Raw genomic sequence first — 13,369 nt, forward strand, 5'->3', positions numbered from 1 at the left:
CGCGGCCTAGCAACCCGATACGAATGAGGCCCCGGCCGGCTTCCCCAGGAAACGCCCTGGGAAGCCGGCCGGGGCTTCGCGTTGCCGCGGTCCGGTGGTGCGGTCATGGTGGAGGGACGTGGCGGGGCCCGAGCACCGGAGGAAGCGGATGTACGTCGTGAAGAGCCCGTTGGCCGACGTGGACCTGAAGACCGTGTCCGAGGCGCTGCAGGGCGCCCTCGTCGACCTCGTCGACCTGTCACTGGTCGCCAAGCAGATCCACTGGAACGTCGTGGGCCCCCGGTTCCGGTCCATCCACCTCCAGCTCGACGAGGTCGTCGCCTCCGCCCGCGCCCACTCCGACACCGTCGCCGAGCGGGCCTCGGCCCTGGGCGTGCCGCCCGACGGACGCGCCGCCACGGTGGCCTCGGGCAGCGGCCTCAAGACCGCTCCGGCCGGCTGGATCAAGGACACGGACGCCGTCGGGGCCATGGTGGACGCCCTCGGCGCGGTGATCACCCGGATGCGAGAGCGGGTGAACGGGACCGGAGCGGCGGACCCCGTGTCGCAGGACCTCCTGATCGGGATCACGGCGGATCTGGAGAAGCACCACTGGATGTTCCAGGCCGAGCACGCCTGACACCGCGACCGCCCCGGTGCACGCCTCATCCTCGGGACCGGCGCGTCTGCGTCCGTGTGCCCTCGATGCGCCCTCTCGGTGACCGAGGGCACCGCATAGCGTTCGGCAGGAGGTGGTGGCGCGCATGGTGGGGCGAATAGTGCGGACGGGACCGGCGACGGCCATGGTGGGGCGAATAGCGAGGACGGGACCGGCGACGGCGGTGCGCTGGGGAGCCGCCCTCGGGCTGGGCGCGGCGTGGTGGTGGGCCGTGCTGCGACTCACGCTGGGGGAGGGGGCGGGCGTGCTGGAGGGGGCCGTCGTGGCCGGCGGCTGGGGGCTGAGCCTGCTTCCCGTGCACTGCGCGCCCAAGGGGAACGCGACCGGGGACCTGCCGGCCGGGCGCTGGACCGGCCTGCGGCGCGCGGTGGACGTCACCAGGGCATCGCCACACCCCCGTTCGGGCGAAGGATCTGCCCCGTCGTGAACGCCGAAGCGTCCGACGCCAGGTGCAGCACCATGTGCGCGACGTCCTCCGGCTCACCGACCCGCCCCAGAGGTGTCATCCGCACCATCGCCGCCTCGGTGTGCTCCTGCGCCCTGCGGTCGTGGCGTTCGGTCATGGGGGTACGCACCCAGCCGGGCGCGATCGCGTTGACCCGGACACCGTGCCGGCCGATCTCCGTCGCCAGGGTCCTGGTCAGCTGCACCACGGCCGCCTTCGCCGCGCCGTAGCAGAGCAGTCCGGCCCCGCCGGTGTCGACCGCGCCGGAGGCCATGGTGACGATGCTGCCCCGGACCTCGTGGGCGATCATCAGCCGCGCCGCTTCCTGGCATGCGTACAGCACGCCCTTGAAATTGACGTCCAGCACCCGGTCGAGGTCCTCGTCCCGGGTCTCCAGCACGGGGCTGCTGTGCATGATCCCGGCGATCGCCGCCATTACGTCCAATCGCCCGCAGGACCGGACGGCCTCGGCGAGCCGGGCCCGGTCGGTGACGTCGAGAACGTGCACACGGGCCGTGCCGCCGCGGTCCTCGACCAGCGACGCCGTGCCGTACAGGCCGTCCGCGTCCCGGTCCGCGCAGTGCACCGTGGCACCCGCTTCGGCGAGCAGCACGGCCGAGGCCCGGCCGATACCACCCGCCGCCCCGGTGACGAACGCGGTGCGCCCGGTGAGGTCGTACGCCGTGAGGGCCATGAAGCGACCGTACGAGCACATCTGACGGCCCGTCAATTGTGCTGCCACCGCCGATCGTAGGGTGGCCGTCGAACGTCGGCTGGTCGCCGGTCGGTACGTCGTCGCCGATTGCCGTGCGGGGGACCGCCGTCGAGGAGAAGGTGGTCGGACCGGGGTGGTCGGACCGGTGAGGGTGGGGTGGCGGCACGCGCAGAGCGGCCCGGGGCGAGGTGGCCGGCCGGGTGGGACGGCGGTGCAGCCGGTGCAGCCGATGGGGTCGGGGCGCGCCCTGGAGGCGGGTCAGCCGGTGCGGCGGGGGTAGCGGTCTCGCCACCGCTGGGGGGCTCCCGGTCCGGGGGCGGGGCCCGTCTGGCAGGTGGGGCACCAGTACGTGGGCCGGTCCTGGGAGCCGTCGCCCTGGTCGGCCACCCGGACCGAGGTGCGACAGCGCAGGCAGGGGCGGGGCGCGCGGCCGTAGACGAACAGGTCGGGTCCGTGCAGTCCCGTGGTCTGCCGGACCGGGCGGTCGCGGTTGACCTCCAGCAGCCTCTGCGCCACGGCGGGCAGCTTCTCGGCGCGGTCCGCCGGGAGCGCACCGACCGGCAGCCAGGGCGTCACGCCGAGCAGGAAGCACAGCTCGCTCTTGTAGACGTTGCCGATCCCGGCCAGATTGCGCTGGTCGAGCAGGGCCTCGCCGAGCGGGCGGGCGGGGTCCGCGAGGAGGTTGGCCAGGGCGCGCCCGGGGTTCCAGTCCGGGCCGAGCAGGTCGGGACCGAGGTGGCCGACGACGCGCTCCTCCTCGCCCGTGCGCAGCAACTCCAGGACCTGCAGGCGGTAGCCGACGGCCGTGCGGTCGGCGGTGCCGAGAAGCACGCGGATCTGGTGCGCCGGTCCGCCACGCCAGCGCTCACCGCTGCCGTACACCTTCCACGCCCCCTCCATGCGCAGATGAGTATGCAGGGTCAGGCCGCCCTCGAACCGGGTGAGCAGGTGCTTTCCACGCGGAATCGTGCTGAGGACCTCGCGGCCCGTGAGATCGACCGTGGCGTACTTCGGCACCCGGAAGTCGCTGCGCGTCAGCGCCTTCCCCGCGAGGGCCCCGTGCAGCCGTTTCGCCGCCTGCCAGACCGTGTCACCTTCGGGCATGTGTCAAGGGTGCCAAACGACGGCACGGCTCGCCGAGGTGGTACCTCGCGCCGGTGGGGGCAGGCGGTGGCGGGGCGCAGGCGGTGGCGGGGCGGTCCGGCTCGCCCGGGTGGGCCGGCGCAGCGGTGGGGTGACGGCGGGCAGGCTCCGGGTCATGCTCTCAGCCGCAGGCCGCGCGGTGTGGCGACGAACCCCGCCGCCTCCAGCAGGGCGCCCACGGGGGACGTCAGGGCCTGGGCGCCGTTGATCCGCTCGACCGTGACCGTGCCGATGGAACCCGCGCGTGCGGCCGAGGCCAGGGCCTCGGCGGCCGTGCGGAGGCGCGGATCGTCGTCAGCGGCGGTGTCCGGGCTCGTGGGCCAGGCCAGCAGCGTCTTGCCGCCGCGTTCCATGTACAGCGTCAGCTCGCCCGCCACCAGGACGACCAGCGAGCCGGCCTTCCGGCCGGGTTTGTGACCGGCGCCGGTCGGTGGCTCCGGCCAGGGCAGGGCCGCGCCGTAGGCGTTCGCCGGGTCGGCCGCGGCGAGGACCGCGGCACCGGGGTCGGGCGAGGTCGCACGGCTGTTGCCGTAGCTCCGGTACCCGGCCGGGCCGTGACCGGTGGCTCCACCTCCCCGGGGGCCGCCGTATCCGGGGGAGGCGAAGGGGTCGGCGAGTTCGCGCGGGGAGACATGGTCACCGGGGGCGGGGGTGGTGGGGTCGTCCGTCGGTGGCCAGGTGAAGTCGTCGTCCAGGCCGGGGTGGGCGAATCCGTCGCCGTCGGCTCCGTCGATGGCGCCCGGGGGTGTGCGGCCGTGCGGGGCGCCGTCGCTCCCGGTGCCGCTTCGTGGGGTGACGCGGTTCGGGGAATCCGGCTCGGCGAAGCCGGTCGTCAGGTCTGCGCCGGGGAAGCCGTTCGGCCGAGCGGGATCGGAGAGGCCGTTGGGCTGAGCCGGGCCGTCGAAGCCCTGAGGCCGAACCGTGTCGTAGAAGTCGTGGCGCTGAGCCGTGCCGTAGAAGTCGTCGGGTTGAGCCGGGCCCATGAGGCCGTTCGGAAGGCCTGGGGCGGCGAAGCCGTTTCCGGGGGCCGGGGTGGGCAGGGACTCGCCCCGTTCGCGAGCGTTGGACACGGCGCGCAGCCGGTCCACCGCGCCGTCCATGGCGAACTGGGCCGCGCCCAGCCCCTCCACCACGTAACCGCGCCTCGCCTGCCCGCTGTCCTCGAAGGCGGACAGCACGCGGTACACCGCGGAGAAGCCGCCCTCGACCCCCTCCGCCGCCACCGCTCCCCGGGTGACCACGCCGTGCCGGTCGAGCAGGGTGCGGGCCAGCGCGTGGGCGCGCACGGTGGCGTCCGGTTCGATCACGGGCAGCAGCGACCAGCGTCCGGCGACCGTCGGCGGCCCCGTGCGGGAAGCGGTACGGGCGGCTGCCGTCAGCGAGCCATAACGGCCGCGCGGGACATTGCGCTTGGCCCGGTGGGCCGTCGAACCCGCCGTACGGCCCGAACCCAGCAGGGAACGCATCGGCGTGAGGGTGTCGTTGGTGAGCCTGCCCGACCAGGCCAGGTCCCAGAGCGCGTCCGCGAGTTGGGGATCGGTGGCCTCGGGGTGAGTGGTGGCACGGACCTGGTCGGCGATCTGCCGGAAGAACAGGCCGTAACCGCCGGCGAGGGCGTCGAGGACCGACTGGTGGAGTGCGGTCAGCTCCAGCGGATGGGGTGGCGGCAGCAGCAGCGGGGCCGCGTCGGCCAGATAGAGCGAGACCCAGCCGTCCTTCCCGGGCAGGGCGCCCGCGCCGGCCCACACCACCTCGCCCGCGGCGGTCAGCTCGTCGAGCATCGACGGCGTGTAGCTCGCCACGCGGGAGGGCAGGACCAGCTTCTCGAGCGCGGACGCGGGCACGGATGCGCCCTGCAACTGCTCCACGGCGCGCACCAGTCCGTCGACGCCCCGCAGCCCGTGGCCCTTGCCGATGTGCTGCCACTGCGGCAGGAACTGGGCGAGCGCGGCCGGTGCCACAGGCTCCAGTTCGTGCCGGAGCGCCGCGAGGGACCGGCGGCGCAGGCGGCGCAGGACGGTCGCGTCGCACCACTCCTGCCCGATGCCGGCGGGGTGGAACTCGCCCTGGACCACCCGGCCGTTCGCCGCGAGCCGGTGCAGGGCGCCCTCGGTGACCGCGACGCCCAGGCCGAAACGTGCCGCGGCGGTGGCCGAGGTGAACGGGCCGTGAGTACGGGCGTACCGGGCGAGGAGGTCGCCCAGCGGGTCCTTGACCGGCTCGGTGAAGGCCTCGGGGACACCCACCGGCAGCGCTGTGCCGAGCGCGTCGCGCAGTCGCCCCGCGTCCTCGATCGCCGCCCAGTGGTCGGTGCCGGCGATGCGGACCTTGATCGCCCGCCGGGCGGCGGCCAGGTCCCGTGCCCACTGCGCGTCCGCGCCCCGCTCGGTCAGTTCGGCCTCGGTCAGCGGACCGAGCAGCCGCAGGACGTCGGCGACCGACTCCACGTCCTTGACCCGGCGGTCCTCGGACAGCCACTGCAGCTCGCGCTCCAGCTCGGTCAGCACCTCCGCGTCGAGCAGTTCGCGCAGCTCCGCCTGGCCCAGCAGCTCGGCCAGCAGCCGGGAGTCCAGGGAGAGCGCGGCGGCGCGGCGCTCTGCGAGCGGGGAGTCGCCCTCGTACAGGAACTGGGCGACGTACCCGAACAGCAGGGAACGGGCGAACGGGGACGGCTCCGGCGTCGTGACCTCGACCAGGCGCACCTTGCGGGACTCGATGTCACCCATCAGCTCGACGAGGCCGGGGACGTCGAACACGTCCTGGAGGCACTCGCGGACCGCTTCCAGCACGATCGGGAACGAACCGAACTCGCTCGCCACCTGAAGCAGTTGAGCCGCCCGCTGACGCTGCTGCCACAGCGGGGTGCGCTTGCCGGGATTGCGGCGCGGCAGCAGCAGCGCGCGGGCCGCGCACTCGCGGAACCGGGAGGCGAACAGGGCTGAGCCGCCGACCTGGTCGGTGACTACCTGGTCGACCTCGCCCTTGTCGAAGACGACGTCGCCCGCACCCACCGGCGCCTGCTCGCCGTCGAACTCGGTGCCGGTCCTCGCCGGCTCCTGGTCGAGCAGGTCGAGACCCATCAGATCGGCGTCCGGCAGGCGCAGCACGATGCCGTCGTCGGCGTGCATGACCTGCGCGTCCATGCCGTACCGCTCGGACAGGCGGGCACCGAGCGCGAGGGCCCAGGGGGCGTGGACCTGGGCGCCGAACGGTGAGTGGACGACGACCCGCCAGTCGCCCAGTTCGTCCCGGAAGCGCTCCACGACGATCGTGCGGTCGTCCGGTACATGGCCGCAGGCCTCGCGCTGCTCGTCCAGGTACGCCAGCACGTTGTCCGAAGCCCACGTGTCCAGGCCCGCGGCGAGCAGGCGCAGCCGGGCGTCGTCCTTGGACAGCGAGCCGACCTCGCGCAGGAACGCCCCCACCGCGCGGCCCAGTTCCAGCGGGCGGCCCAGCTGGTCGCCCTTCCAGAACGGCAGCCGGCCGGGCACGCCCGGCGCGGGGGAGACCAGCACCCGGTCGCGGGTGATGTCCTCGATACGCCAGGAACTCGTGCCCAGTGTGAAGACGTCTCCCACCCGGGACTCGTAGACCATCTCCTCGTCCAGCTCGCCGACCCGGCCGCCGCCCTTCTTGGGGTCGGAACCGGCGAGGAAGACCCCGAACAGGCCGCGGTCCGGGATCGTGCCGCCGGAAGTGACCGCGAGTCGCTGGGCGCCCGGGCGGCCGGTGACGTTACCGGTCACGCGGTCCCACACCACGCGCGGGCGCAGCTCCGCGAACGCGTCGGACGGGTAGCGTCCCGCGAGCATGTCGAGGACCGCCGTGAAGGCCGACTCGGGCAGCGAGGCGAAAGGGGCCGCACGGCGGACCACGGCGAGCAGATCGTCGAACTGCCAGGTGTCCAGCGCGGTCATGGCGACCACTTGCTGCGCCAGCACGTCCAGCGGGTTCGCCGGCACCTTCAGTGACTCGATCGAGCCGGTGCGCATCCGCTCGGTGACGACGGCCGCCTGTACGAGGTCGCCCCGGTACTTGGGGAAGACCACACCGGTGGAGACGGCACCCACCTGGTGCCCCGCGCGGCCGACGCGCTGGAGCCCGGAGGCCACCGACGGTGGGGACTCGACCTGGACCACGAGGTCCACGGCGCCCATGTCGATGCCCAGCTCCAGGCTGGACGTGGCGACCACGGCCGGCAGCCTGCCCGCTTTCAGGTCCTCCTCCACCAGGGCGCGCTGCTCCTTGGAGACCGACCCGTGGTGCGCGCGGGCGATCACCGGTGGCGCACCCTGGGCCGCGCCCGAGCCGCCCATCAGCTCGGCGGGGGAATGGTGCTCGTCCAGGGTCTCGCCGGTCGCGCGCTCGTACGCGATCTCATTGAGCCGGTTGCACAGTCGCTCCGCCAGCCGCCGGGAGTTGGCGAACACGATCGTGGAGCGGTGGGACTGGACCAGATCGGCGATCCGCTCCTCCACATGCGGCCAGATCGACGGCCGCTCCCCGCCGTCGGCGGCCTCGGCCGCCGGGGAGCCACCCAGCTCGCCCATGTCCTCGACCGGGACGACCACGGAGAGGTCGAACTCCTTGCCGGACTCCGGCTGGACGATCTCCACCTTGCGGCGCGGGGACAGATACCGGGCGATCTCGTCCACCGGGCGCACGGTCGCCGACAGGCCGATCCGGCGGGCCGGCTTCGGCAGCAACTCGTCCAGCCGCTCCAGGGAGAGCGCGAGGTGGGCGCCGCGCTTGGTGCCGGCGACCGCGTGCACCTCGTCCAGGATCACCGTCTCCACGCCCGTCAGCGCGTCGCGCGTGGCCGAGGTCAGCATCAGGAACAGCGACTCGGGGGTGGTGATGAGGATGTCCGGTGGCCGCGTGGACAGGGCGCGCCGCTCGGCCGCCGGGGTGTCGCCGGACCGGATGCCGACCCGGATCTCGGGCTCCGGCTGACCCAGCCGGACGGACTCCTGGCGGATGCCGGTGAGCGGGCTGCGCAGGTTGCGCTCGACATCGACCGCCAGGGCCTTCAGCGGAGACACGTACAGCACCCGGCAGCGCTTCTTCGGGTCTGCCGGGGGCGGGGTGGAGGCCAGCTGATCGAGTGCGGCCAGGAACGCGGCCAGCGTCTTGCCGGAGCCGGTGGGGGCGACCACCAGCACGTCCGAGCCCTGTCCGATGGCCTGCCAGGCGCCCGCCTGGGCCGCGGTGGGCGCGTGGAACGCCCCCGTGAACCAGCCGCGGGTCGCGGGCGAGAAGCCGTCGAGGGCTCGATGTGCTGGGCTGACCATGCGTCCATCCTGCACCCGCCCACTGACAATCGCCCTGACCTGGGCAGACGCCGTGCGTCGGGTTCGGGTGGACGCTGCGTGCGACCGGGTGGGCAAAGGCTGATGCCGTGGGCGGAGGAAGATGCCGTGCGGCGGGGCAGACGCCGTGAGGCGGGCGCGGCGGACGCGATGTGTTCCCGGGGGCCGGTGGTCCGTCGTGGGGCCGGACGGCGGTCGCGGAGCAGGACGGCGGACAATGGGCCCATGCCGGGTGCAGCGGGGCGGCGCGAGGACCGGCCGAGCCGGGACCGGACCACTGAGGACCGGACCACTGGGGACCGGACCACCGGGGACCGGGACCGGCCGGTGGAGCGCGCACGGCACTGGCGGTACGAGGAACTGCCCGGTGTCGACCTGCTGCGGGCCCGGTACGTCAGCAAGACCTTCGTCCGTCACACCCATGAGCACTTCGTGATCGCGGCCATCGCCGACGGCGTCGAGGTCTTCCACCACCGAGGCTCCGACGTGTCCGCCGGCGCGGGTGCCCTCGCGCTGGTCAACCCGGACACTCCGCACACCGGCCGGGCCGGCGTCCCGGAGGGCTGGCGGTACGGCGCGCTCTACCCGTCACCCGAGGTCGTCGCCGCGATCGCCGCCGAGACCGGCACCGCCCGCGGCACCCCGGGCTTCGTCAGCCCGGTGCTCGACGATCCCCGCACCGTCCGCCTGGTCCACCAGGTGCTGCGCGCAGCCGAGGAGGGCAACGCGCTGGCCGCCGACACCCTGCTGAGGGTCGCCGTGACCCGGCTGCTGCGGCTGAACGGCGGACCGCTGCCGCAGCGGCGCACGCTGTCGGCCGGAGCCCGGACCGCCGCACGCGCGCGTGCGGTGCTCGAAGACCGGATGACCGGGCCGCCGACGCTGGAACGGCTGGCCACCGACCTCGGGACCAGTCCCTTCGCACTGCTGCGGGCGTTCCGCGACACCTACGGCATGCCGCCGCACGCCTGGCTGACCGACGCCCGCGTGCGCCGCGCACGGCTCCTGCTGGACGCCGGGACGGCACCCGCCGAGGCGGCCGTGGCCGTCGGCTTCACCGACCAGCCCCACCTCAACCGGCACTTCGCCCGCATCGTCGGCGTACCCCCGGGTGCCTACCAGCGCGAGCGCAAGAACGTACAAGACCTGGACTGAGACCCGCCCGTACGGTCCGAGGCGTGGCACAGCGGACAGCATGCACGGACATGACCGCCGGCGGCAGGGACAAACCCGACGCGGCCGTAGTACGGGACGCCCTCGCGGTGGGTGTCGCCGTCGGCCTGTCGGGTTTCGCCTTCGGTGTGACCTCGGCCGGCAGTGGACTCGGCCTGCTCCAGACCTGCGCGCTCAGCCTCCTGGTCTTCACGGGTGCTTCCCAGTTCGCCCTGGTCGGCGCGCTCGCCGCCGGCGGGAGCCCGTTCACCGCCGCGGCCGGAGCCCTCTTCCTAGGTGTGCGCAACGCCTTCTACGGGCTGCGGCTGTCCCAGATGCTCGCCCTTCCGCGCGCGGTGCGGCCCTTCGCCGCCCAGTGGGTGATCGACGAGACCACCGCCGTCACCCTGGCGCAGCCGGACCGCCGCGCCGCCCGGATCGGCTTCACCGTCACCGGGCTCAGCCTCTACCTGCTGTGGAACCTCACCACGCTGCTCGGCGCTCTGGGTGCCAAGGCCATCGGTGACACACGCGCGTGGGGTCTGGACGCCGCCGGGCCCGCCGTCTTCCTGGCCCTGCTCGCGCCGATGCTGAAGACGGCCACCGAGCGCGCGGTGGCCGGTCTCGCGGTCCTGCTGGGCCTCGTCCTGCTGCCCGTCCTGCCCGCCGGGGTGCCCGTCCTGGTGGCGGCGCTGGCCGCACCCGCCGCCCTGCTCGCCGAGGGCCGCCGCGACGGCCGTACCGGAGGGTCCGTGAAGGACGTGCCCGAGGTATCGGGCGGAGCGGACGAACTGGACGGGTCAGGTGGATCAAGTGGACCAAGTAGACCAAGTGGATCAACTGGATCAGGTGGACGGACTGGACCGGACCGACCGGACGTGGTGAAGCCGGACGTGGTGAAGGAGGACAGGTGAACATCTGGATCGCGATCGGCGTGACCGCTGTCGGCTGCTATGCCGTCAAGCTCGCCGGGCTTCTCGTGCCCGCGGGGGCGATGGAACGGCCGTTCGTCCGGCGGCTGGCCGCCCTGTTGCCGGTCGCCCTCCTCGCCGCGCTCACGGCCCAGCAGACGTTCGCCGACGGGCACGCACTCGTGCTGGATGCCAGGGCCGCGGGGCTGGGTGCGGCCGCCGTGGCGTTGCTGCTGCGTGCGCCGTTTCTGCTGGTCGTCGCGGCGGCCGTGGTCGTGACGGCGGGAGTGCGTGCCGTGAGCGGGTGAGGAGGGGCCGGTTCGGCCGGCGAGGAATCCGGTCGAGGTCGGGTCGCGGCCGGGCTCGTGGCCGGCTCGGATGCGAGCGGAGTCGCCGCGCCGGCTCCGGACAAGGTGCGGCTCGGCCGGGCCGGCGGGATCGGCTCAATCCACGAAGCGGCCGTACGCCCTCAGCGTGCGCAACGCCTCGATCGTCACCAGGGGGCGGGCCTCCAGCGCGGGTGCCGCGGCCCACTGGCGCCAGCGGACGGGCCAGCCTCCGTCCTCCTGCTGCTCGGCGGCCAGACCGTCGAGCGAGCGGTCCATCTCGTCGTCCGTGAACCACGCGCGTGCGAGCGATTCCGGGCTCCTGGCGAAGTCGTGCGGAAAGTGATGTTCCTCCGGGGCGTAGCCCGGGGCGACCGGGTAGGCGCCGAGATCGTCCGGGTCCAGCGCGGCGAGTCGCTGTTCCCGTACCAGGCGGCCGAGCCGGTCGGCGGCGGCCTGCGCGCGTGGCCGGTCGGGAACGGAGTCCAGGAAGGCCACGGCGGCCTCCACCTCGTAGGGGTGCGACTTCTCCAGGGACTCCACGGCCTGCCAGCAGAAGTCGGTGGCCCGGAAGAGCCAGGCATGCCACACCTCGTTGCGGTGCAGCAGTCCGACGACCGGGCCGGTGGCCAGCAGCTCGCTGGGCGGATCGTCGACGACCGGGACGAACGGCGCCGTCGGATACCCGCGCCGGCCGGGACGGAACGCCGGCAGCGCACCGTCGGCGGTGGAGGCGGCGGTCAGATAACGGCACACGCGCTCCACCCGCTGCCCGCCGCAGCGCCCGATGGCGTCCAGTACGCGCAGCGCGTGGGCGGTGTGCAGGGGCTGGCTCAGGGGGCCGCGCAGATCGGGCTCCAGCGCGAGCCCGTAGCCGCCGTCCTCGTTGCGATAGGCGTCCAGCGCCGCCTCCACCGCGTCCGGGGTGCCGTGCAGGAAGTGGTACGCGAAAAGGCGCTGCTCCAGCACGCGCGCGGTGAGCCACACGAACTGTTCCGCGCGGAGGATCGGGGAGCGCGCCGGGGGCGCAGGGGGGAGCGGGGAGACTCCTGATTCGGACATGCGTCAGACCGTAGGGCGGAAAGCGGTCTCGGTAAGCGGCCCCGGGCGGGTCCCACCCCCAGGGGCGGGATACTGAAGTCATGCGGTTGACGGTCTTCTGGCAGCGAATGACGGAACACTTCGGTCCTGGGTACGCGGAAACCTTCGCGCGTGATCACGTCATGGCGGAGCTGGGTGGGCACACGGTGAACGAGGCACTGGACGCGGGCTGGGCGGCCAAGGACGTCTGGCGTGTGGTCTGCACGGTCATGGACGTGCCGGGTGAGCGGCGCTGACACCGACGGTGTCGATGCGTTGATCGAAACGCCCCGGTCGATCCGTGAAGATGTTGACGGTACGGCACCGATCGGTCACGAAGACCGCTGGTGGGCGCAGGTTGCCGGCGGAGTCGGCGAGACTTGCTCCGTGGCACCCACTGACGAGGACGACCAGCACCCCATCCGGCACACCGCACCGACCGGCGCGACGCCGCCCGACCGGCCCCCAGCCTTCGGCGGCGTCGCTCCGGGCGGCCGCATGCCCCGCTGGCTGCCGCGGGCCATGGTGCTCGCGCTCGCACTGGTCGCCTCGTTCCAGCTCGGCAGCTGGGCCTTCCATCAGCTGACCGCGCTGTTGATCAACATCTTGATCGCGTTCTTCCTGGCCCTCGCCATAGAGCCCGCGGTGAGCCGGATGGCCGCCCGCGGCATGCGCAGAGGACTCGCCACCTTCCTGGTCTTCCTCGGGTTGACGGTCGTCGTCGCCGGGTTCGTCACGTTGCTCGGCTCCATGCTGGCCGGCCAGATCATCAAGATGGTCGAGGGTTTCCCCGGCTACCTTGACTCGTTGATCAACTGGATCAATGCGAGCTTCCACACAGAGCTGAGGCGGGTGGACGTACAGGAAGGCCTGCTCCACTCCGACTGGCTACGCAAGTACGCGCAGAACAGCGCTGCCGGCGTCCTCGACGTCTCCGCGCAGGTGCTTGGCGGCCTCTTCCGGCTGCTGACCATCGGGCTGTTCTCGTTCTACTTCGCCGCCGACGGTCCCCGGCTGCGGCGTGCCCTGTGCTCGGTGCTGCCGCCCGCGCGCCAGGCGGAGGTGTTGCGCGCCTGGGAGATCGCCGTCGACAAGACGGGCGGCTACCTCTACTCGCGCGGTCTCATGGCGCTCATCTCCGGAGTCGCGCACTACATCCTGCTGCAGGCCCTCGGCGTGCCCTACGCGCCCGTGCTCGGTGTCTGGGTGGGGCTGGTCTCGCAGTTCATCCCCACCATCGGCACGTATCTCGCCGGGGCGCTGCCGATGCTGATCGCGTTCACCGTCGACCCCTGGTACGCGGTGTGGGTGCTGGCCTTCGTCCTGGTCTACCAGCAGTTCGAGAACTACGTGCTTCAGCCCAAGCTGACCGCGAAGACGGTCGACATCCACCCGGCCGTCGCCTTCGGCTCGGTCATCGCGGGCACCGCGCTGCTGGGTGCCGTGGGCGCGCTGATCGCCATCCCCGCGGTGGCCACTCTGCAGGCTTTCCTGGGGGCGTACGTGAAGCGGTACGCGGTCACGGACGACCCCCGGGTGCAGGGACACCGCGCCAGGGCGAACGGCCCCGGTCTGCTCGCCCGAATGCGACGGCCCCGCACCGCGCAGTCGGACCCGGAGGCGCCGTAGC

General features: G+C 73.2%; 11 protein-coding genes. 7 read left to right on the forward strand and 4 right to left on the reverse strand.

The window, feature by feature from the left end:
• Window positions 1–148: 148 nt before the first annotated feature.
• Window positions 149–619 (forward strand): Dps family protein, encoded by a 471-nt coding sequence (locus tag ACGFT2_RS25980; protein WP_393282247.1) that lies wholly within the window; start codon window positions 149–151, stop codon window positions 617–619.
• A gap of 163 nt (window positions 620–782) precedes the next feature.
• Window positions 783–1,085: a hypothetical protein gene (locus tag ACGFT2_RS25985; RefSeq protein ID WP_393282841.1), complete on the forward strand. Its 303-nt coding sequence runs from the start codon at window positions 783–785 to the stop codon at window positions 1,083–1,085.
• Here the strand turns inward: ACGFT2_RS25985 and ACGFT2_RS25990 are convergent.
• From ACGFT2_RS25990 to ACGFT2_RS26000, 3 genes are all read right to left on the reverse strand, one after another.
• Window positions 1,033–1,797: an SDR family NAD(P)-dependent oxidoreductase gene (locus ACGFT2_RS25990; RefSeq protein ID WP_393282249.1), complete on the reverse strand. Its 765-nt coding sequence runs from the start codon at window positions 1,795–1,797 to the stop codon at window positions 1,033–1,035. The genes ACGFT2_RS25985 and ACGFT2_RS25990 overlap by 53 nt on opposite strands.
• 279 nt (window positions 1,798–2,076) lie before the next feature.
• Window positions 2,077–2,922 (reverse strand): DNA-formamidopyrimidine glycosylase family protein, encoded by an 846-nt coding sequence (locus ACGFT2_RS25995; protein ID WP_393282251.1) that lies wholly within the window; start codon window positions 2,920–2,922, stop codon window positions 2,077–2,079.
• Window positions 2,923–3,074: 152 nt separating this feature from the next.
• Window positions 3,075–8,252 carry an ATP-dependent helicase gene (locus ACGFT2_RS26000; protein ID WP_393282254.1) on the reverse strand — a complete coding sequence of 1,726 codons (5,178 nt, stop codon included), beginning with the start codon at window positions 8,250–8,252 and terminating at the stop codon, window positions 3,075–3,077.
• 243 nt (window positions 8,253–8,495) lie between these two features.
• On the opposite strand from ACGFT2_RS26000, the gene ACGFT2_RS26005 reads away from it, so the two are divergent.
• Genes ACGFT2_RS26005 through ACGFT2_RS26015 form a run of 3 tightly spaced genes read left to right on the forward strand, consistent with a single transcriptional unit; the run spans window position 8,496 to window position 10,641 of the window.
• Complete coding sequence (locus tag ACGFT2_RS26005; RefSeq protein WP_393282257.1) at window positions 8,496–9,425, forward strand: AraC family transcriptional regulator; 930 nt, start codon at window positions 8,496–8,498, stop codon at window positions 9,423–9,425.
• Between the two features lie 50 nt (window positions 9,426–9,475).
• Window positions 9,476–10,336 (forward strand): AzlC family ABC transporter permease, encoded by an 861-nt coding sequence (locus ACGFT2_RS26010; protein ID WP_393282844.1) that lies wholly within the window; start codon window positions 9,476–9,478, stop codon window positions 10,334–10,336.
• Complete coding sequence (locus ACGFT2_RS26015) at window positions 10,333–10,641, forward strand: AzlD domain-containing protein (protein WP_393282260.1); 309 nt, start codon at window positions 10,333–10,335, stop codon at window positions 10,639–10,641. Before ACGFT2_RS26010 ends, ACGFT2_RS26015 begins: the two co-directional genes overlap by 4 nt.
• 135 nt (window positions 10,642–10,776) lie before the next feature.
• On the opposite strand, the gene ACGFT2_RS26020 is transcribed toward ACGFT2_RS26015, so the two are convergent.
• Complete coding sequence (locus ACGFT2_RS26020; protein ID WP_393282262.1) at window positions 10,777–11,721, reverse strand: hypothetical protein; 945 nt, start codon at window positions 11,719–11,721, stop codon at window positions 10,777–10,779.
• 80 nt (window positions 11,722–11,801) lie between these two features.
• Here ACGFT2_RS26020 and ACGFT2_RS26025 point away from each other — a divergent pair, with 80 nt between their 5' ends.
• Together ACGFT2_RS26025 and ACGFT2_RS26030 are read left to right on the forward strand one after the other, a co-directional pair.
• Entirely contained in the window at window positions 11,802–11,996 is a 195-nt protein-coding gene (locus ACGFT2_RS26025) for a DUF3046 domain-containing protein (RefSeq protein WP_393282265.1), read from the forward strand.
• A gap of 130 nt (window positions 11,997–12,126) precedes the next feature.
• On the forward strand, window positions 12,127–13,368 hold the full coding sequence (locus ACGFT2_RS26030; protein WP_393282267.1) for an AI-2E family transporter: 1,242 nt from the start codon (window positions 12,127–12,129) through the stop codon (window positions 13,366–13,368).
• The last annotated feature ends 1 nt before the right edge of the window (window position 13,369 follow it).

Source organism: Streptomyces sp. NPDC048514 (assembly GCF_043199955.1).
Classification (GTDB): Bacteria; Actinomycetota; Actinomycetes; order Streptomycetales; family Streptomycetaceae; genus Streptomyces.

Excerpts from the sequence above, each read along its gene's own strand:
- ACGFT2_RS25980 (WP_393282247.1), top strand. The coding sequence starts at position 149 with ATGTACGTCGTGAAGAGCCCGTTGGCCGACGTGGACCTGAAGACCGTG.
- ACGFT2_RS25985 (WP_393282841.1), top strand. The coding sequence starts at position 783 with ATGGTGGGGCGAATAGCGAGGACGGGACCGGCGACGGCGGTGCGCTGG.
- ACGFT2_RS25990 (WP_393282249.1), bottom strand. The coding sequence starts at position 1,797 with ATGGCCCTCACGGCGTACGACCTCACCGGGCGCACCGCGTTCGTCACC.
- ACGFT2_RS25995 (WP_393282251.1), bottom strand. The coding sequence starts at position 2,922 with ATGCCCGAAGGTGACACGGTCTGGCAGGCGGCGAAACGGCTGCACGGG.
- ACGFT2_RS26000 (WP_393282254.1), bottom strand. The coding sequence starts at position 8,252 with ATGGTCAGCCCAGCACATCGAGCCCTCGACGGCTTCTCGCCCGCGACC.
- ACGFT2_RS26005 (WP_393282257.1), top strand. The coding sequence starts at position 8,496 with ATGCCGGGTGCAGCGGGGCGGCGCGAGGACCGGCCGAGCCGGGACCGG.
- ACGFT2_RS26010 (WP_393282844.1), top strand. The coding sequence starts at position 9,476 with ATGACCGCCGGCGGCAGGGACAAACCCGACGCGGCCGTAGTACGGGAC.
- ACGFT2_RS26020 (WP_393282262.1), bottom strand. The coding sequence starts at position 11,721 with ATGTCCGAATCAGGAGTCTCCCCGCTCCCCCCTGCGCCCCCGGCGCGC.
- ACGFT2_RS26025 (WP_393282265.1), top strand. The coding sequence starts at position 11,802 with ATGCGGTTGACGGTCTTCTGGCAGCGAATGACGGAACACTTCGGTCCT.